Genomic DNA, 20,284 nt, shown 5'->3' with positions numbered 1-20,284 from the left:
GGTCCGCGTACGACTCAGGTCGCACCCCGACCGGGGACCGTCGTTCAGAGGTCACACCTGAGCCCGGCTCGGCTGGGCCCCGAGGGCTGTCTCACTGGGCAAGCCTCGGGCCGATGACCGACGGGTGCCAACGGGATCGTGAGGAGGCTGCGGGGCCCGGCGCGGCGTGACGGACGTACCGGCCCGTTATGGGTCCGGGCAGTCGAGCCAAGCGCGTTTCCGTAGGGCAACTGCCCTGCGTGCGTGAGCAGCACAGGTCGGCGAGACCTGGAAACCGAAACGCCACGCCGGCTTGCCTCCCTCACGAAGCGGCAGCGTGCGGCCTGGTCAGGCGTCCTCCCGGTGCTGCCGGTTGGACGAGACGGCCGACCGGAACATCACGGAACGCCATACCGGCAGTTCAGCCGCCCGCTATCAGACTCGGGAGTGACCGTGCCCACCCACCATTCAGTGACGACCTCGCGTTTGAGCGCCCTCGCGCTGCCGTTGATCTGCCTGGCGCAGCTCATGGCGACGCTGGACGTCACGATCGTCAACCTGGCCCTGCCGGCCGTGCAGACCGAATTCGCCTTGTCCAACGCGTCGCTCGCCTGGGTCATCGACGCCTACACGCTCACCTACGGCGGGCTGCTGCTGCTCGGTGGCCGCGCCGGTGACCTCTTCGGGCACCGGCGGACTCTGGTCGTCGGGGTGCTGCTGTTCACCGCGTCGTCTCTGCTCGGCGGCCTGGCGCGGGACGAGTCGGTGCTGCTGGCGGCGCGCGCGATCCAGGGCCTCGGCGCCGCCCTCGCGACGCCGACGACGCTGTCGTTGATAACCACGCTCCATCCGCCCGGGCCGCGTCGGAACAAGGCGATGATCGCGTACGGTGCGATGGCGGGACTCGGCATCACGCTCGGGCTCGTCCTTGGCGGCATCCTCACGGAGGCGGCGTCGTGGCGTTGGGTCTTCCTGGTCAACGTGCCGATCGGCCTGCTTCTCGCCGTCGCCGCACCGAAGGTGCTGCCCGACACCGCGGGACGCCGGCGGCGACTCGACCTCCTCGGCGCTCTGTCGGGCACCGCCGCCTTGACCTCGCTGGTGTACGGAGTGATCCGGGCCGGTGGCGAAGGCTGGGACGACCGCGCCGCGCACGCCGCGCTCGTGCTGTCGGTCCTGCTGGTCGGCGTGTTCGTGAAGGTCGAGCGAGCAGTCGCAGAGCCGATGCTCCCGCTGAGCCTGCTACGACACCGCACACGCCTCGGCGCCTACCTGATCGCCATGCTGCTCTTCGCCTGCCTCTACCCTTCCTTCTTCTTCCTCACCCGCGCGCTGCAGGACGTCTTCGCGCGACGGCCCATGGAAACCGGACTCCAATTCCTCCCCATTGGGGTGGGCGTGCTCATCTTCGCCGTGGCCACTCGCCGTTTCGTGCCGGTCTACGGCGCGCGCCGGATGGTCGTCGGCGGTACGGCAGCCGCCATGCTCGCCGCGCTGTGGCTCGCCCAGCTGGATGCGGGCGACGCCTACGTGACCATGCTGCTGCCCTGTCTCGTCGGGCTGGGCGCCGGGGTGGGCACGACCTTCGTGGCCAACGCCGCTGCCGCGATGACCGACGTGCCCGAACACGAGACGGGCATCGCGTCAGGGCTGCTGAGCACGTTCCAGGCGGTCGGCGGCACGGTCGGAGTCGCGGTGCTGGCGTCCGTGGCGGCCAGGGTCACCGAGGACCAGGTCGCTGATGCCACCGCCCTGGGCCTTCCCTCTACGGCAGTGATCCAGGATGCGGTGATGTCGGGCTTCGCCCGTGGGTTCGTACTGGCCGCCGTGCTCGCCGGGCTCGCCTGCGCCGTCGCGATCTATACCTCTCCCGGACGCTCGACAGGTCTCCGCGGTCCGGCACCTCGGCGACAGCCCGTCGCGGTGCTCGACGACGACCGAGGTTAGGTCAACGCCGCCGGTAGGACGAGGAGGGCGAACCGGATCACTCGCCCGGCCAGGCATGCGGCGGCGAACTCGCGGCGCCGGAGGCCCGCGGTGCCGGCGGCGAGGCTGACGACGGCCAGCGGTGGGACGCCGACCGTGGCGGAGGCGAGCACCGTCGGTAGGGCGGTGCGTCGGCGGGAGAGCCAGCGCTGGATCCGCCCGGCCCAACGGGCGCTCCCGGCCGCCGCGCGACCTGATCGGCTCCGATGTGCGAGTTTCTGGGCGAGCCGTCCTGTTCCGCGACGCACGGCTTCGAACAGGAGTAGCTTGCCGGCGGTCTGCCCGAGCGCCAGGGCGAGAACGGCGACCAGGGCGTGGCTGCCACGGTGTCCGGCGACGACGGCGTAGGCCTCGGCGTTGACGACCGGGACGAGGGCCGAGGCGAGACCGTACCCGAGCGCCAGCACCGCCTCGACGAGGACGCTCATGACCGGCCGTCCCGGTCGAGCAGCCGGACCATCGCCGCGGCCGACCACAGCTTGACCGCGACGACGGCGACGGCGACCGCCAGCGCGAGCCGGTACTGCCCGAACGCGACGGCGCCGATGACCCCGGCGGTGTTGGCGGCCTTCGCCACGGGCGACCAGTTCACCGCCCACACCCGCCGGTCGATCAGGTGGAAGTAGTTGGGGCTGAGCACGGGCCAGCACAGAAACGCCAGCGACAGCATGGTGTCCAGCACCAGGAACGAGAGCAGAAACACCACGGCCACGACCGCGACATCGGGCACGAGTGAGACCAGGCCCGCGCCGAGCACGGCGGCGCAGGCGCGGTCGCTCACGATGTCCAGGACCGCCCCCGCCCGGGTCTCCTGCCCGAGCCTGCGTGCGGCCCAACCGTCGAGCACGTCGCCGAACCAGTAGATGCCGTACGCCACCGACAGCAGGACGGCGGAGCCGGCGACGACGGCGGCGACACCGACGGCGACAGAGACGACCGTGCGGATGGCCGTGATGTAGTTGGGAACCGTACGGAGCGGGCCGACGGTGACAGCGGTGCGGGGCTCGACAAGCGTCACCTCCGCAGCGTCGTACGGTGAGCGTTCCGGACGGAACGTGCCGCGGTGCCGATCCGGCCGCGGGAGCGGCACCGGGGTACCGGCCGGTCTGGTACCGGGGTACCTGGTCGGATTCGGGCCGGATCGTCGAAACTATGCAGGTGAGGACCAGGAATCGGGAAGGCTTGCGCGACCCTGGACGAGTACGCTGGCTCGCGTACGGCGCGGCGGGCTCGATCATCGCCGTCGTGGTCACCACCGTCGAGGGGGGCTTGGCCGTGCCGGCGGGTTGGGCGCGGCTGGTGCTGCCCATCGGCCTTGTGGCCATGGCGCTGCGGCCCCGGTACCGGGCCCTGGTGTTCGCGGTCTGCGCCGCGTTCGTGGTGGTGGTGAGCACCGGGGAGTCGGTGCAGTTGGGCCTCGCGGCCGCCGGCCTCGTGTTCGTCTCGACCTGTGAGGACCCGGCCCGGCGTCCGTGGCTGGGGTGGGCGGGGGCCTGGCCGGCGCCTTCGGCGCCCTGGCTGTCGCGCTGCTTGACCAGCGTGGGCTGTACGAGCAACCGATCGGCTTCGTGACGGCCGGATACCTCCTGGCGATTCTGTTCCGGTCGTGGTCACGCGGCTATACCCTGACCCGGGAGGCGGGCGAGCTACGCGGCCAGGCAGCCTGGCTCGAGCAGCGGACGAACCTGGCCCGCGAGTTGCACGACGTGGTCGGCCATCACGTCACCGCGATGGTGGTGCAAGCCGAGGCGGGCCAGTTCGGTGCCGACCCGGGGGCGGCGCTGCGGGCGATCGCGGACAGTGGCCGTACCGCACTGAGCGAGCTCGACACGCTCGTCGTGCACCTGCGCGATCCGGACGCGGCGATCGCGGTGAGCGCGCCGCCACGCCTGTCCGACATCGACGAGCTGCTCGCGCAGCCGCTGCGTCAGCAGGGCGTGACGGTGCGGGTACGTCTGGATCCCGAGCCAGGACTGGACGAGCTCGGCGTGCTGACCATCTACCGCATCGCCCAGGAGGCCCTCACCAATATCGTCCGCCACGCGAAGGCCACGACCGCCTGCGTCGAGTTGGTCCGCATCGGCGACCGCGCCCGCCTGCGGGTCAGCGACGACGGCATCGGGCCGCCCCCTGCGCCCACGCGCGGCTCGGGCCTACTCGGCATCGAGGAGCGCGTGCGAGCCCGCGGTGGGAGCTGGGAGCTGGGCCGACGACCGGGCGGCGGCACCATCGTTGAGGCCACCCTGCCGGTGGCGAAACCGTGATCCGGGTGGCGATCGCCGACGACCAGCAGCTGATCCGGGACGGCTTCAGCCTTATCCTGCGTTCCCAACCCGACATCCAGGTGGCCGCCGAGGCCGCCGACGGCCGGCAGTTCCTCGACGCCGTACGCCGCGACTCCCGCATCGACGTCGCCCTGGTCGACATCCGCATGCCCGTGCTCGACGGTCTGCAAGCCACCCGCGAGCTGGCCACGATCCCGCACGCCCCGGCCGTGATCGTCGTCACCACCTTCGACGACGACGCCTATGTCCTGGACGCCATCGCCGCCGGCGCGCGGGGCTTCCTGCTCAAGCGGGGCAGCGCCCGCGACCTCATCGCCGCGGTGCGCACCGTCGCGGCCGGGGAGGCGATCCTCTCCGCCGAGGTCACCGGCGCGGTCCTCGACCGGGTACGCACGACCGGGCCGGCCACCCGAGTGGAACTGGCGGCCTACCACCTGACCGCCCGGGAGACCGACGTGCTCGCCCTGATCGGTGCCGGACTCAACAACACCGAGATCGCCGAACGCCTACACCTCTCCATGAGCACCGTCAAGACCCACGTCACCAACGTGCTGGCCAAAACCGGCAGCCGCGATCGCGTACGAGCCGCCATCCTGGCGATCCAGGCCGGCCTCTTGCCCTGAGAACCAGCAGCGGCCCCGCTCGGCGCCACAACGCCCCGGCCGTTCGTCGCTGGCTGGCCACGCCGCTCCGCTTCTACCGCCTTCTCACCCCGCTATCGGCATCGTGGCTCGACCTCGGAGCGCACCGGTTCGCCGAACTGGCAACTGCAAACGCCGCCGATCCGGCCACCGCGGACTGACGAGTCTCAAGCCGAGTCACCGAGACTCAGGACTCGAGGTGGGCGCGGCTGCTTTCGTCCAACATCGGGCACCTCCTCTGGAGCGGAATCGTAGACGAAGACCGCGCCCCTTCTGTCGCACGACACCTCATGGGTACTCGACTCTTCTCTGGATGGGGTGTTCGTACACTCGCGACCGGGCATCAGTCCTACAACCCGATCGGGTACCACGTCGGCACGGTCTGGCCGTTCGACAACTCCATCATCGCGTGGGGGCTCAGACGATATGGGTTCAAGCATGAGGCGGCGGAGATCGCGAAGGCAATAATTGATGCGGCACCCCTTCTTCAAAGGTCGGCTTCCTGAAGCGTTCGCCGGTTACGAACGTAGCCTCACCACCTATCCCGTTGAATACCCGACGGCATGCAGCCGTCAGGCATGGTCAGCAGGAGCCCCACTGCTCCTGATCCGCGCGATTCTCGGCATGGAACCGGATGGTGAGGTCCTGACGGTTGATCCCGTGCTGCCATTGGGCTTCGGCAGCCTGGAACTCGGTGGAGTCCCGGGCAGATGGGGCCGAGTTGATGTCCGGGCGTGATGCAGTCCGCGCCGTATTGGCGTTGGCGTAGCTTCCTCCCGCGACACGTGGTCGTCTCAGTGCGGGCGACAGGCGCCGCGGCACCCGACACGTCGTCAGGTACCGCGTCGCCCGGCAGAGGTGAGCCTCAGCCTCCGATGATCTGGTGGCCTACGGGGCCGCTGATGTTGCCGAGCACGTACCTCTTGTCCAGTGCCGAGCACGAGGAGTTGCCGTCGGGGATGTCCGGGCAGCCGGCGGCCTCGATCGTCACCGCCTTGATGTCGTAGTAGTGGTTGGTCTCCATGGTGAACGTGTAGGGCGTGCCCGTGTAGCCGTTGGGTCCGCACGTCCCGCCGGAGGTCCATTGCGGGTCGAGGCTCGTCTTTCTCTGCCACGCGCCACCCGTGGTGAGGTCGCGGGTCCAGATGCTGACGGTCCACTCCGACGGCGTGCAGTTGTAGAGCACCACCGACTTGTAGCCGGCGCCGGGGGTCGGGGTCGGGGTCGGCGTCGGCGTCGGCGTCGGGTTCGGCGTCGGCGTGGGCTCACCGGTGCTCGGAAAGCCGGAGCAGCTCAGGTTGTCGCAGTGGGCGAGCTTCGGGCGATCGGTGTCGCCGTCCTGGTAACTGATGATCGGCAGTCCGTCCGCCCCGATGAGGATCGAGTTGAGACTGCCCTGGTCTCCGCCGTTCTCCACCGTGTAGGTGTTGGCCGAGGTGCATCCCTGGTCGGCGCACTTGACGACCTTCAGGTCGTTCCCGGGAGCCTTGAACGAGGCGATGACCGTCCGGTCGTCGCCGAACGCAAGGCCGATCTCCCCGGTGACCTCGCCGCTGGGCACGAGCACCTTGCGGTCACCGCTGACGCAGAATCGGAAGTTGCAGCGGCGGATGACGAGTTCCGACAAGCCACCGGCTCCGCGCTGCGTCCACGCGACATAGGTGAGGTCACTCGCGTTGTCCCGGGCGACGGCGACATTGTCCACACCGCCGGTCGGGCCCGCTTCCGCCTGGATGTTCTCGAAGGTGTTGCACGCGACAGTCTTGCATCGCGCGAGAATGAGGTTGAACTTGCCCTTGTAGAAGAAGTTCGGGAGCCCGTCGACACCGTTCTCGACCTTCAGCGACGGAATGTAACCGCTGGCAAGCCCGGTGTTGGTGACCGTCGCGCCGGTGCAGGAGGCGTTGTTGCACCGCGCAACCTTGAGAAGCTTGTCACCGCTGCCGGGGGCGTTGGTGTACACCACGACCGGCAAGCCGTCGCCGCTAATGGTGAGGCCGACCTCCTCCGCCAACGGTTCGCTGTCGTCGATCACCGAGATCGTGCTGGCGGTGCAGGCCACGTTGTGGCACTTGGCGACCTTGAGCACCACCGGCTGCGTGCTGCTGAGCCACTGCGTGAAGGCGATGACGGGCAGCCCGTCCCAGCCGGTCTTCACCGCCAGCCACCGCAGACCGGTCACACCCCCGACAGCGGTGCTGGTGCTCGTGGTACAGGCGGCATCGTTGCAATGCGTGGCACGGAGGGCGCTACTGGCATTCTGCACGGTCAGTGGCAGGCCGTCGAAACCGATGGTGCTGGCGACCCTCGACACGGTCTGCGGCGAGTCGACGGCGCGGACGCTGCCCCCGGCGCGGAAGGGCGGGGTCACGCCTGCGGGCATCTGGGTCCACGTCGACCATCCCCCACCGGTCAACTGCTGCCGGTAGAACGCGTCGCCGTTCGTGCTCACGCCGACGACCATCACCCGACCGTCGATGCTGGCGTCCGCGCCGACGGACCGCAACCGGGTGGAGTGACTGATGTTGGCCCAGCGTGACCAGCCGCCGTCAATCTGGTAGCGGTGGAAGACGTCGCCCTGCACCGAGGTCGCGAACAGCTCCAGCCGTCCCGCCCCGTTGCGGGCCACGGCGACGGAACTCATGTTCCCGTCGAACAACGCCCAGCCCGACCACCTGCCGTCGGTCTGCTTCCACTGGTGGTACACCATGCCCTGCTTGTTGACGCCGAACACCTCGAGGCGTCCGTCGGCGTTGGTCTCGGCGGCGACCGAGACGAGTTGGCCGTCGAACGTCTCCCACGGGGCCCACTCGTTCGCGTTCAGCCTCTCCTGCGAGCGGTGGAACACCGTGCCTGACGCGTTGGTGCCGAACACCTCGAGGAGCCCGTTGCCGGCGCGCGCGACCGCGATCGAGTTCAGGTTGCCATCCAACTGGGCCCAGTTGGTCCACCCGCCGTCTCGCTGCCACCGGTGCCAGATGTCACCGTCCTTGTTCAGGCCGAACAGTTCCAGCGCCTTGTCCTGACGGGCCTCCACCGCCAGGGATCGAACCTGCCCGTTGAAGGCGTTCCAGCCGGTCCACTGGCTATTGCCCGGGGTGGACTGCCAGCGGTTCAGCGCGGTGTCGTAGGCGTCGGTGAGGAAGAACTCCATCCGGCTGTCGGAGTTGGCCGCCAAGGCGGGTGTCCTCGACGCAAAGCTGGTCGACAGGTCACCGCTCACCGCGCCGGCCTGCGACGGCGGGAGCAGCGACAGTGCCGGAACCGCCGCCAGAATGCCGACGGCGGCGGCGACGACGCTGCGCCACTTGGGCATTCGCCAGCGGTCCCCGCTGACGTTTCCTCTTTTCATGCTTTCCCAATCTCTCAGGGTCTGTCATGCGGTCTCGCGTTCCGCCTGGTTCCGGTGACGTTCCACTACCACGCGGTGTGGGACTGCCCGGTCCGCCGGTGAGACGCCGCAGACGGGCCCGTCCGCTGGCCGGCTGGTGGGGAAAGCACGAGGCAGGCGCGGGTCGCGGCAGAGGTTCGGCGAGTGTGCGCGCTCTCACCGCTCACCCGGGAGCCACTTCACGTCGCGCAAACCGCTCTCAGGGACGCTCTTGCGTCAGCACCCTTGCCAGCTCGGTCCGCGTGGTGACGCCCAGCTTGCGAAAGGCAGAAGTGAGGTGAAGTTCGACCGTCCTGGTCGTCACGTACAGCTTCTGCGCGATCTCCTTGTCGGTGAGGCCGTGCACCGCCAGGTCGGCCACTCTCGCCTCACTCGGAGTGAGACCACGTCTGCCCGTGACGTCGCCCTTACGGGGGCGGACGCCCACCTCGTGCAACCGTTCCGCGAGTGCGTCACGCAGTGGGATCGCCCCGCATCCGGCAGCGAGCCGGTGACCCTGCTGAAGTCGTTCGCGGGCGTCATCCGTGTACCCCAGATGCAACAGCGCGCTGCCGAGTGCGGACAACGTCTGAGCGCGGTCGAGGCGGGCTTCCGTACTGCCGAGCAGCTCCGCTGCTTCCGACAGGAGTTCTGGTCGCTTCCGGAGGGGCGCCACGGTGGCGCTCAGACGCAGGCTGCGTGCGACGGCCCGGGGCGTACCCCACGCTCGCGCCACGTCGATGAACTGCGCGGAGACATCCTCCGCCGCACGCCGCCTGCCGAGGGCACCCAGGGTGATGATCATCGGCGAGCGCCAGTCGGCAAGGATCGGGTTCTCGATGGCGAGGTTGTCACACTCGTCCCGCAGGGCGCCGGCGAGGCGGTACGCCTCGGGGATGTCGTCCTCGGCCAGCGCCAGGGCGATCAGTGCCTCACCGAACAGCCGGGTGCTGATGTCCGCGGGGCAGCCGTCCTGGACCTCGGCGAGGACCACCCGCGCGCCGGTGACGTCGCCGCTGTGCAGCAGGGCAAGGGCGAGATAGTTCCCGATGTAGGGAAGACCGACATGAATCGACGAGGTGGTCACGGCTTCCCAGCCGGCCCGGCCATCGGAGACGGCCTCGGCGAGGTGGCCTCGGCTGAGCATCAGGGCCGAGCGGAAGCACATGGCCGGTGCGAGGGCGCGCAGTGAACCGGAGCGCCGGGCGTGCGCGATGGCGGCATCCACGCTGGGCAGCGCCTGCGGTGCGTCACACACGTCCAGCACCTGCCACGCGCAGGCCAGGGTGCTCTCCGCCAGCGGATGGCGGATGAGCACATCGCCGGCAACGGCCCGCTCGGCGCGTCGCTGAGCCGACCGACGGTCGTTGCGGCAGGCATCCCAGACCGACAGTGCGGCGTCGCGCATCAGCCCGCCGTCGCTGTCGTCACCGGACAGGTGACGTTGCGCTTCGATCATCTGCGCCAGGCCGAGAGCATCGCGGGCCGGGTAGGCGGCGTCGATCATGCAGGATTCCAGCCCCTGCCGCGCGGACGTCGAGATGCTGCCGTCTGCCAGCGCCTCCCGGCAGACGGTGACCGCCTGCGCCGCGTGGCCCGCGAAGAACTGGGCTCCGGCCAATGCCAGGGCGGTTCGCGCTCGTGTCTCGGGATCGGTCTCCAACGCCAACCCGGCAGCCAAATGCCCCACCGCCGCACCCGTATCCACCAGAAACTCCGCCATCCCCAACCGCGTCAGCACACCACCCCGACCCTCACCCAGATCCTCCTCCAACAACCGCCGCAAAAACGCCACCGCAGAATCCACCGCACCCCGCACCAGACACACCCGCGCCGCCTCACCCAACACCCCCACCGCATCCACCTCACCCCCCCACCCCGCCGGCACCCGCAACAACTGCGAACCCGCACCCACCACATCCCCCACCCGCAACGCCACCCCCGCCGCACGCACATGCAACCCCGCCCGCACCCCCGACCCCACCCCCTCATACACCGCCTCACAAATCAACGGGTGAGCGAACCCGAAGCCGCCTGCCGTCTCAGTGACGTAGGCGCTGTCGCGAAGGATGCTCAGCCCTTCCACGACCTCCTGCGGCCGGGCCTGCGCGACCTGGGCCAGGGCGTCGACCGAGGCGCCGTCGCCCACCACCGACAGGGCCTGGGCCGCTACCGCGGCAGCGGACGGGAAGTAGTCCAACTGGGTCCTGACCAGCATCGAGATGACCGGCAAGCCGGCCTCCAGTGCCGACGCCGGGTCCTGTCCGCTGGCCACGGCGCCGTTGATACGTTTGGCGAGCTGCCGCAGCAACAGCGGGTTTCCGCTGCTGAGCCGACGGCATTGGGCTGTCACGGGATCGTCGGGAGGCATGCCCGTCAGCGCGTTCAGAAGGCGCGCCGAGCCAGGGGCGGTCAGCGGCGCGAGAATGTGGGTGACCGAGGCGAAAGCCGACAGCAGAGGCTGAACCCGATGGTCGTCGCCCTTGCGGAGGCCCATGACCAAGATAATCGGTAGCGCTTCCAACCGGGCGCTCAGATAGGCCAGGAAACGCACCGACGGCACATCCAGCCATTGGAGATCATCCACGATGAGCGCGACCGGAGCGTGTTCTGCCACGTCGGTGACCAGCCAGTAGAGCGAGTCGAGCAGGGCGTACTCGCCGACGGCGCGCTCTCCACCTACCTGGTCCCAGCCCAGCAGCGCCTCGCGCGCCAGCGCGCTGCCGGCCGATGCGGAACGGCCAGACTCGCGAGAGGCACGCGTCTCGCCGTGGAGTAGGTGCCGGACCCCGGCCCAGGCGGCGTCGCTCTCCCCCGGCCATCCACCGACACTCATGACGGTGAAACCGCGCTGCCGGGCCCGCCCCTCGGCGTACTCCAGCAGAGAGGTCTTCCCCATTCCCGGGGGCCCCTCGAAGAGCAGAACAGTGCCGGCAGAGGCAGCCGCGGCCCGCATCGCCTCATCGATCAGACCAGTCTCATGATCACGGTCGACGAGTTCGTCCCGGCCCTCCCCGCCTGCGTCCGGTGCGGCTGCCAGCTTCCCACTGAGGGAGGCTGTGGTGCCCGCGGCGGTGAGGTCGAGTTCGGGTGCGTGCCGGAGTATCGCCGTGTACAGCTCGTTCGTCGCCACCTGCGGCCCGGTATCCAGGTCCGCCGCGAGAGTTCGTTTGAGGCGCTGGTAGACCGACAGCGCGTCGCTCTGCCGTCCGCTGCGGTAGAGGGCGGTCATGAACTGCCGGTGCAGTTCCTCGTCGAGCGGCTGCTGCTCGATCGCGTGTGCCAGCTCGGCCACGAGTTGATGGTGCTCGCCCAGTGCGAGCCGGGCCTCGACGAGAGCGTTGGTGGCGGCCCGGCGGATGCCGTCGAGGCGTACGGCCTGGTCGTTGAACCAGGTGAGGTCCCGCAGATCACTGAGGGAGGGGCCGCGCCAGGCGGCGAGCGCGTCCCGCAGCTCGCCGACGACCTTCGCGGGATCATCGGCGAGCATCGCGTCGTGGATCCGCCGCTCGGCGAGTTGCAGGTCGGTGAACTCATCGCCGAGCTGGAGTACGTATCCGGAGTCTCTCGCGAGGATCAGACCGCGTAGCGCGTACTCCCGGCGCAGATGCGTCAGGTGGCTCTGCAGCGTGTTCATCCTGGTCGCGGTGGTCCGACCCGGCCAGGCGATTTTCAACAGCCGCCGTGAGCTGACGACGTCACCGGGTTGCAGGGCGAGCGCCGCCAGCAGGGCGCGTCGCCGTAGGCCACCGACGGGACGAGGCGCGCCGTCGACGACTACCTCCAGGGTGCCGAGAAGTCTGACTCGACTTACCGGTGGTTTGAGCACCTCCACCACCTCACAGCTGTCGCGGCGTCGGGAATGATGGCTCGCCTCGGCGTCGGTGATATGCGGGTCCACATCAGGCCTACTGGTATCGCCTGTCGTCAATTCCGGCAGGAGCCGAGGTTTCCGAGTCCGACGCGCGTGATACCTGGGCCAGTTGCCCACGGCCGGAGACGCCGAGCTTCCGGTATGCACTCGTGAGGTGCGTCTCGACCGTCTTCAGCCTGATGAACAGGCTGTGTGCGATCTCGCGGTTGCTGTGGCCCGCCGTCGCCAGTTCGACGACACGCCTCTCGGCCGGCGTCAGGCGCTCCGAGCGGCCTCCCTGCTCCGTACGAACGCGGGTGCCCAGCAGGCGCAGACTGCCCGCGGCATCGCGAGCCAACGCTTCGGCGCCGCACGCGACGGCGATCTCGTGTGCTCGGCGCAGGTGCTCACGCGCCTCCATCGGCGACCCCGTCTGGCGCATCGACTCACCCAGCCGGTGGAGGGACTGGGCCAGTTCCCATCGGGCTTCAGCAGCCTGGAAATGCTTCGCCGCCTCGTGCAGGAGTTCCGTACGCCGCCGCGCGTGCTCCACGTCAGCCATGGCCGCCAAGGACCGCCCGATGGCCCGGGCGGTGCCCCAGGTGGTAGCCGAACCGATGAACTCCTGGGCCGTCTCCAACGCCTCGTCTCCCCGGCCGAGATCGGTGAGGCAGCGGATCATCAAAGTACGCCAGTCCGGATCCACCGCGTTGGTGATGCCGCTGACGCGGCACTGGTCCCGCAGGGCGATGGCCCTGGCCAGGGCGAGGGTCGTCCTGCCCTGCGCAAGCAGCAGGCTTGCCTCCGCGTACGTCCTCAGTCCGTTCGTGACATCAAGCGCCGGGCCATCCTCCAGCTGGGATCGGATGGTGTCGGCGGCGTCCACATCACCTCGCCGCAGGAGGGCGATCATCAGATGGCTGCCGGCGAGGATCTTGCCGAGTCGCAGTTCGTGCCGCACTGCCTGTGCCCAACTGAGGCGCAGGTCGTCGACAGCCTCGCGTACGTCGCCATGGGCCAGCAGGACGGCGCCCCGATGGCACCTGGCCAGCGTCTGCCCCCACCGGGAGCCGATCGTCTCGACGTGGGTGAGGAACGCGTCGATGGCGGGTAGAGCCTCCGGGGCGTCGCACGTCGTGAGTACCTGCCAGGCTCGCGCGGCAGCGTGCACGGCGAAGGGCTGTCGGCCCAGATCGGCTGCCGTCGCCACCGCGCTCGCCCGCCTCAGGGCCGAGACGCGGTCGTTTCGAAGGGCAGCGTGGACAGCCAGCGCGGCCTGCAACATCAGGTCGCCGGCCGTCGAGCCCGGCGGACGGTCCCGCCACTCCTGCACAAGCGGCTGGATGTGCGGAAGGTGACGAGCGGCGATGGCGGTGTCGACGATCATGGCCTGTAGTGCGCGGTGTGTGCTGCTGAGCGGGTCAGGGCTGTGGGGCAGGGCGTCCTGTGCCACGTGCATCGCCTCGGCGGGCTGACCGTCGGCGTGCAGCGCCGCAGCCAGTGTCAGGGCGGTTCGCGCTCGTGTCTCGGGATCGGTCTCCAACGCCAACCCGGCAGCCAAATGCCCCACCGCCGCACCCGTATCCACCAGAAACTCCGCCATCCCCAACCGCGTCAGCACACCACCCCGACCCTCACCCAGATCCTCCTCCAACAACCGCCGCAAAAACGCCACCGCAGAATCCACCGCACCCCGCACCAGACACACCCGCGCCGCCTCACCCAACACCCCCACCGCATCCACCTCACCCCCCCACCCCGCCGGCACCCGCAACAACTGCGAACCCGCACCCACCACATCCCCCACCCGCAACGCCACCCCCGCCGCACGCACATGCAACCCCGCCCGCACCCCCGACCCCACCCCCTCATACACCGCCTCACAAATCAACGGACGCGCCAGCGCGAACCGCCGACCACCGTCGCTGGCAGCCACCAGCTGATTCGCTCGCAGCGCAGCCAGGTGGTGCATCGCCTCCGCGACATCGATCCGAGCCGTCGCCGCCACCGCCTCGGCCCCGGCCGGGCCCCGCCACACCGCCAGGGCCTGCGCCACACCGGCTGCTCCCGGCGGCAACTGGCGCACCTGCGCCTGAACCAGGCGTCGTACGCTCGCTGCGCCCCGCTCCACCCCACGTTCGTCACCGAGGTGACGGCCGAACTCCCGGACCAGAAGCGGGCTACCGCCTGTCAACTCATGACACTGCTGCGCCAACTCTTCACCTCCATGGCCCAGCACAGCAGCACAACCATTCACCGACAGGGGCGCCAAGACCCGCGTGAACCGGGCAAGCCCAGTCAGGGCATGATCGATCTCCGCCGCGCCCGGCCGCGATGTCCCCAGCAAGACCATCGGCAGGCCGCAGGCCCGCGCGGCGAGGTAGGCCATCAACCGCACCGAAGGAATGTCGCACCACTGCAGGTCGTCAAGGGTCACCAACAACGGCCCCCGCTCACACGACTTGACCATCAGCCGATAGAGCGCATGGATTTCCGAGCGTTCCAGGTCCGACTCGGGCTGACGTCCCGGCGGTGTCGGCAGCTCGCCGTGCGCATCGGAAGCAGGTGTTTCCGCGGAGAAGCTGAGGGGGCCGAACAGCGGGCCTTCGAACAGTTGACGCGCGCATCCCCAGTCATAGGTTGTCTCCAACTGCCGACCGACGGCGGCGGCGAGGTTGAACCCCAGCTCTCGGGCCCGAGCCCGCGCGTGTCCCAGCAGCGCCGACTTGCCGATACCGGCTGGACCCTCGAACAACACGACCGAACCGGTTCCCGCGCGCGCCTCCGCGAGCGCCCGCTCCAGCAGGCTCATCTCCGCCGCGCGCTCCACCAACGCCCCTTCCCGCGCCGCGGGTCGCGCCACTACGCGCCCCGCACCGCCAGGCTCGGTCGTCCCCGGAAGAGTCAACGCCTCGTCATGACGAAGGATCGACGACTGCAGCCCACGTAGCACCGGCCCGGGATCCACTCCCAACTCGTCGGCCAGCCGACGTCGCAGCCTGCCGAACACGGTGAGCGCGTCACCGGGCCGACCGCACCGGTACAACGCCACCATCAGCTGTCGATGCAGTTCCTCGTCGAAGGGATAGCGTTCCGCGAGGTGCTCCAGTTCTCCCACCAGAGCGCCGTGCTCGCCCAGCACCAGACGCGCCTCCGTCAACGACGACAGAGCCCCCCGCCTCACCCCGTCCAGCCGCGCCGCCTGATCCGCGAACCAGGTCAGATCCGCCAGCCCGGCCAGGGCGGGACCACGCCACCAGCCCAGTGCCGACCTCAGCAACCCGGCCCGGCGCGCCGGATCCGCCTCCTCCGCGGCGCGTCGAAGCAGCTCTTCCATCACCTCCACGTCCGTACATCCGGCGCCCAGGTCGAACAGGTAACCCGGAGCACGGGCCAGGATCGCCTCCCGTAGACCCGGCTCGCGACGCAACGACGAGACGTGACTCTGCAGTGCGTTCAGGGCGGTGACGGGACCGCCGCCGTTCCAGACGACATCGATGAGGTCGTCCGCGGAGACGACCTGCCGGACCTGCAGCGCCAACGCCGCCAAGACCGCACGTTTGCGTAGCCCGGCGACAGGCCGGTGCAGCCCGGCCGCAACCACCTCGATCGGGCCCAACAGCCGGACCCGGACGTCAGCGCGCATGTCCGTCCTCGGCTTCGGCCGCCAACCGCGGCCACGGCCACGCGGTCGGTTCGCGCCTCTCCATGCCCCATCTGCCCTGACGCCGACAACTGCGGTGCGCGACCTCGCCGCGCCGACAGACCGACCCCGTCGAGGGCGACATCATCCGGCTCGTATCCATCAGTCAAACCGCCGAACCCGCTTGCGTCTGGAGGAGATCAATACCACTTAGCCCCGCCGTCCCGGCGTTGACGCCGTGGAAATTCTACGCCGATCTGCGCCTGCCCATTCGACGCAGACCGTGTCGGATAGTATTCAAAGGGTCGAACAAGAATCAAAAGCCCATCGAACACCGCCCGGCCACGAAAGGCCTCGTCAGGTGCTGCCGTCAGCCAGCGACCGCATACCTACCGGCGTCGGCCAACTGTTCGGCCGACAGCACGTCACCCCTGCCATCCTTCAGCACGACCATGTTCATGAGATGGGCCAGTGCCCTGCCCCGCCGCGCCGAACCCGCCTCGGCGGAGGCCGCCGACGGCGCCTCCGGACCGGACTCCGCGGACTCGCCGAACGGTCCGTCGAAGCCCTGTTCTGCGGCGATGACATCGAGCAGCATCTCGGCCTCGGTTCGTCTGGCGATCGCCGCCCGCAGCACCGCATCGACGTCGTCCTCCGCAATGTCCTCGGCTGCCAGGTAGTCCTCGAGGGCCACCCCGAGGGCACCCAGCGAGTGCGAGATGTGCCGCTTCTGTTCGTCCAGCAGCCGCTGCACGAGGTCGTCCGGTGCCGTGATGCCAGTCCTCGCGGCCACCAACGCCACCGCCTTGTCGTAGGTTGCCGCCCGGTGCCGGGCGGCGGCCCGCGCCGCCAGCCGCCGCGCCAGCGCCGAGCGCAGCTCGTCGAGGGTCTGAAAGTCACCCATCACGCCGGCGAAGGCGTCGTTCAGCTCCGGCAGGGTCCGGCTGGACACCTGCGTGACCGTGACGGCCAGCTCGGCAGCCTGCCCGCGGTGCCGGCCACCGACAAGCGTCGTCGTGAAGGTGGTGGCCTCACCGGCACTCATGCCCAGCAGCGTGTCGTCCAGCCCTTCGAGCGCATGCCCCGCACCGACCTCGTGCACCACACCACGCCACTCACCCCGCTCGATGTCGCGCCCACCCACGGTGGCGCGGAGGTCGACGGTCACGAAGTCGCCACTGCGGGCCGCTCGGTCCAGCGGCGTCAGGATCGCCGCGTGCTCGCGAAGATGGGCCAGATACCCCTCGACGGTCCTGTCGTCGGGTACCGCATCGACGGTGACCTCGAGCCCCGTCAGTTCAGTCACCGTGACGGCCATCCGAACCTCGGCCGTCACGGCGCCCTGCCCGGCCTCGTGCACGTGGATGTCGGGCGGACGGCACAACGTGAGGCGATGGGTGCCGAGCAGGTCGCTCAGGTGAGCGCGGATCGCTTCGGGATCGGAGCAGGGCACCACGACCCGGATCGCCCTCGCGGAGAGCCATTCGATGGTGCTCATGGAAGACACGTCCTCTCGTGAGATCCGTCGACGCTGTGCCGTTTGCGCGTCGCCTCAGTGGACGCGTTCCCTCACGTTCCATCGCGGAGGCACGATCTCGGGCGCTGTCCGCCGGCTCGGATCCCGTGGAGGAGCCCGAGGATGATGAGAATCGCGGTGACAACGCCGGTGCCGGCGAAAGCGCGGGCGAGACCGACCTCGAGCAGCATCACCTCACCCGAGGCAGCCGCGACGGCGATCGCAGCCGGTCCGGGGGTTCCACCGGCCGCCGTCGCCACCCGCGCGAGAGTCGGGTGGGGTGGCGTGTCCGTGACCAGCCACATCTGCTGCTCGTCGTACAGGCAGTCGACAACCTTGACCAGTCCCGGGACGCGAAGGGCGAAGGTCGGGCCGGCCGGCGGCACCCCGCTGACCAGCAGACCCTCGTGCATTGAGCCGGAGGTGCTGGCGAGCGGATACCACGACCCGATGCGGCTCTCGCGCGGCGGTCCCACGGGCGAACAGCGCTGCTCGGTGATCCAGTTCAGTCGAACTGTTGGTGATTCGTGCGTCTGCATTGTTGCTCCTCACAAAAGAGTCCTGGACGGACGACGGTCATCTGCGCGCACGGGTCGTCGTAGGGGTGTGTGGGGCCTCAGCGACCCGTCAGCTGAACTTCAGCGGGCTCTGGGACCGTTCTTGCAACCCGCAAGAACGCGGCGCAGCGGTCGATGACGGTTGCGCGACGGCGTCTCGACCGGGAGATGGCGAACGGCGAGCAACTCCCCCCGTGTTCTCGCCGTTTCCGCCAGGAGCGTGAGACGCCGGACGACGGCATATTCGACCCTCACGCTCCTGGCGACCTGTCACCTCGGCATGTAGCAACAGCGCATGCCGGTCCGCACATAGGAACGAAGATGGTCACCGATCACCGGATCCACGGCGGTCGCCTGCGCGACCGCACGCCTGATCGCCTTGCCGACCGAGATGCGCGCACGCTCGGCGGCATCGGCGAAGTTACGGGTACGCCCGCCCAACCCGGTCACGGCCGCAAGTTCGTCGATGAGCCAGCTACGCTCCGCCCTGGCCCGCTCGGCTCGGACGAGGTCGTTGTTCGCCTCGTGTTCCTCGATGGCATCGTCGAGTTGGGACAACCTGGCCTTGTAGGCGCGCTTCGCGGCCTCGTCCAGGACAGGCTGCGACGAGCCGGCCGTCAGGCTGCCGTTGACCGACTCTGCTGCGGTGCCCGGGCCGGCGGCCAGCTCCACCGCCGAGATCTCGAACCCCGGGTTGGCGATCAGACTGGCGAGGTAGATCATCCCCTTGCTGCCGTCCAGCACGGCGAGGTGGTCGCCGAGCCGCAGATGCCAGCGCAGTCCGCGCCGCTCACAGCTGAGCACTCCGGCTGCTCTCCCGACGGCTGTCACCGGTCGCTGCGCTATGTGCTCCACCGATCGAGGCAGCGCCATCGCCAGCCGCTCAGCCTCCTCACGGGCCAGGGTGAGCAGCTCATGGGCCCGCGTGTGCTCGCTCTGTCGCCATAGCACCTCGGCCAGCCGGGCGCGCGACAGCAGCACTGCAGGCCAGTGCTGAAGCGCGTGGTTGGCGTGCACGGCGGCCTCGAGGTGTGCGACGGCCTGATCGTCGCGCCCCATCGTCAGTGACGCGACGCCGAGCGCGTGTTCGGCCGATCCGAAGCACGCGATCCCCATGCTCGCCATGATCGGCAGATGCGCGAACGGCCGTAGCTGGTCGTAGGCGGCGGCTGCCGTCTTCGTGTCGCCGAGCAGATTCGCCGCCTCGATGACGCCGTACATGGTGGCGAGCCAACTGCTGGTCATCGGTAGCTGGCTCCACGAGGCGCCCGCGAGCCGGGCCAGCGAGCCACGGGCGAGCCGCTCGTCGCCGGCGCTGGCAGCCGCGACGGCGAGCGCCGCCAGGTGTGAATTGTCGACGGTGCTCAGCAGCGGCGAGTTGACCAGTTCGCGCAGAGTGGGGATCAGCTCCGCCAGGTTGCCCCGATACCAGTTGATCGCGATCATGTGGGCTCCGAACCAGCCGATCGAGTCGATGTCGCCCACCGCCTGCCCGGCTTTCGCGCAGGCGTTGGCGTGTTCCTCCGCGGCCGCGAGGTCGCCGGAGCGAATCGTTCGCATCACCTCCATGGCCTGCACGATGAACCCGACCGCCGCATGTGGCCTCTCCTGCAGCATGCCCTGCAACTCCCGCAGCGAGCGCTCGGCGTGGCTGTCGGCAGCGAGCAGCAGGTTCGACGTACGCCACAGCAGGCCGATCAGCAGGTCGCCGCGTCGCCCGGTGCGCAGGCTCGTCTCGATCAGTTCCTCGACGAGCCGCATGCGCAGGTGGGCCTCATGGGGACCCATCACACAGTGATGGGCAAGGCTCAGCGCCTCCGCCAGCGCCACCGGATCCTGCAACCGTCTCGCATGCTCCACCGCAGCGAACACCCGCTCGTGCGCTCCTGCGCGGTAGTCGGCTTCGGCGGCCAGCCGGGCGCGCAGCCGAACCGCGAGCGGCGAGTCGTCGTCCACCAGGTTCAGTGCGCGGCGCAGGCGCAGCTCGGTCAGCGCCGCCGTGGCCGCGCCGCGGTGCTCGTGCACCCAGAGGCCCCCGTAACCCACGGCGGCCAACGCCTGACTCGGACCGTCCTGCTCGCGTTCGGCCGCGGTGAACGCCCGGTCGAACCATTCCCGGCTGGCCTGGAGGTTGCCGTCGTGGTACAGGGCACGAGTCCCGTTGACAAGCGTCGCGTGCAGCTCATCAACGACGGGACGGGGTTGTGTCGGGAGATGGCCGGGCGCCGCGGCGAGGGCCAGACGGCTGCGGTCGGCCAGCTGGGACGACGGCAGACGGGCGATCACCGGAGGTCCTCCTGCAAGTGAGGGTGATACATCAACAGTCCGTTCGGATGGTGCGGGCGATCGGCAGACGCGGAGCGAAAGCCCAACCCGGGGGCCAATGAGGAGGCTGCGGACAACCGCTTCAGGGCGCAGCCGCGGGGACCCGGCCCGCGCGGGTCACCGGGCCGG

At 69.6% G+C, this 20,284-nt stretch carries 12 protein-coding genes and 1 pseudogene; 5 read left to right on the top strand and 8 right to left on the bottom strand.

The window, feature by feature from the left end; genetic code table 11:
• The first annotated feature begins 426 nt into the window (after positions 1-426).
• Positions 427-1,926: an MFS transporter gene (locus TPA0908_RS19630; protein WP_281939980.1), complete on the top strand. Its 1,500-nt coding sequence runs from the start codon at positions 427-429 to the stop codon at positions 1,924-1,926.
• Here TPA0908_RS19630 and TPA0908_RS19625 read toward each other — a convergent pair.
• Complete coding sequence (locus TPA0908_RS19625; RefSeq protein WP_281939978.1) at positions 1,923-2,393, bottom strand: SNARE-associated domain-containing protein; 471 nt, start codon at positions 2,391-2,393, stop codon at positions 1,923-1,925. The genes TPA0908_RS19630 and TPA0908_RS19625 overlap by 4 nt on opposite strands.
• Positions 2,390-2,983: a CDP-alcohol phosphatidyltransferase family protein gene (locus TPA0908_RS19620; protein ID WP_281939976.1), complete on the bottom strand. Its 594-nt coding sequence runs from the start codon at positions 2,981-2,983 to the stop codon at positions 2,390-2,392. Before TPA0908_RS19620 ends, TPA0908_RS19625 begins: the two co-directional genes overlap by 4 nt.
• Before the next feature lie 17 nt (positions 2,984-3,000).
• Here TPA0908_RS19620 and TPA0908_RS19615 point away from each other — a divergent pair, with 17 nt between their 5' ends.
• The 4 genes and pseudogenes from TPA0908_RS19615 to TPA0908_RS19600 all read left to right on the top strand — a co-directional run.
• Complete coding sequence (locus TPA0908_RS19615; protein ID WP_281939975.1) at positions 3,001-3,537, top strand: hypothetical protein; 537 nt, start codon at positions 3,001-3,003, stop codon at positions 3,535-3,537.
• A complete protein-coding gene (locus TPA0908_RS19610) occupies positions 3,447-4,229 on the top strand; it encodes a sensor histidine kinase (RefSeq protein ID WP_281939973.1) in 783 nt (260 codons plus the stop codon). The genes TPA0908_RS19615 and TPA0908_RS19610 overlap by 91 nt, the downstream gene beginning before the upstream one ends.
• A gap of 5 nt (positions 4,230-4,234) precedes the next feature.
• Positions 4,235-4,873 carry a response regulator transcription factor gene (locus tag TPA0908_RS19605; protein WP_308447838.1) on the top strand — a complete coding sequence of 213 codons (639 nt, stop codon included), beginning with the start codon at positions 4,235-4,237 and terminating at the stop codon, positions 4,871-4,873.
• Positions 4,874-5,097: 224 nt separating this feature from the next.
• Positions 5,098-5,629: pseudogene (locus tag TPA0908_RS19600) on the top strand (amylo-alpha-1,6-glucosidase); the annotation flags it as partial.
• A gap of 127 nt (positions 5,630-5,756) precedes the next feature.
• On the opposite strand, the gene TPA0908_RS19595 reads toward TPA0908_RS19600, so the two are convergent.
• From TPA0908_RS19595 to TPA0908_RS19570, 6 genes are all read right to left on the bottom strand, one after another.
• Positions 5,757-8,207 (bottom strand): PLL family lectin, encoded by a 2,451-nt coding sequence (locus TPA0908_RS19595; RefSeq protein WP_281939969.1) that lies wholly within the window; start codon positions 8,205-8,207, stop codon positions 5,757-5,759.
• A gap of 274 nt (positions 8,208-8,481) precedes the next feature.
• Entirely contained in the window at positions 8,482-12,099 is a 3,618-nt protein-coding gene (locus TPA0908_RS19590) for a BTAD domain-containing putative transcriptional regulator (protein ID WP_281939968.1), read from the bottom strand.
• Between the two features lie 70 nt (positions 12,100-12,169).
• Positions 12,170-15,760 carry a BTAD domain-containing putative transcriptional regulator gene (locus tag TPA0908_RS19585; RefSeq protein ID WP_281939966.1) on the bottom strand — a complete coding sequence of 1,197 codons (3,591 nt, stop codon included), beginning with the start codon at positions 15,758-15,760 and terminating at the stop codon, positions 12,170-12,172.
• A 367-nt stretch (positions 15,761-16,127) separates the two neighbouring features.
• On the bottom strand, positions 16,128-17,255 hold the full coding sequence (locus tag TPA0908_RS19580; RefSeq protein ID WP_281939965.1) for an FKBP-type peptidyl-prolyl cis-trans isomerase: 1,128 nt from the start codon (positions 17,253-17,255) through the stop codon (positions 16,128-16,130).
• A 71-nt stretch (positions 17,256-17,326) separates the two neighbouring features.
• Positions 17,327-17,812 carry a hypothetical protein gene (locus TPA0908_RS19575; protein ID WP_281939964.1) on the bottom strand — a complete coding sequence of 162 codons (486 nt, stop codon included), beginning with the start codon at positions 17,810-17,812 and terminating at the stop codon, positions 17,327-17,329.
• A gap of 288 nt (positions 17,813-18,100) precedes the next feature.
• On the bottom strand, positions 18,101-20,116 hold the full coding sequence (locus TPA0908_RS19570) for an ATP-binding protein (RefSeq protein ID WP_281939962.1): 2,016 nt from the start codon (positions 20,114-20,116) through the stop codon (positions 18,101-18,103).
• Between the last annotated feature and the right edge of the window lie 168 nt (positions 20,117-20,284).

This window comes from Micromonospora sp. AKA38, from assembly GCF_027925725.1.
Taxonomy (GTDB): Bacteria; Actinomycetota; Actinomycetes; order Mycobacteriales; family Micromonosporaceae; genus Micromonospora.
Note: the sequence above shows the minus strand (reverse complement) of the source record. Positions and strands in the feature narration are given on the sequence as shown.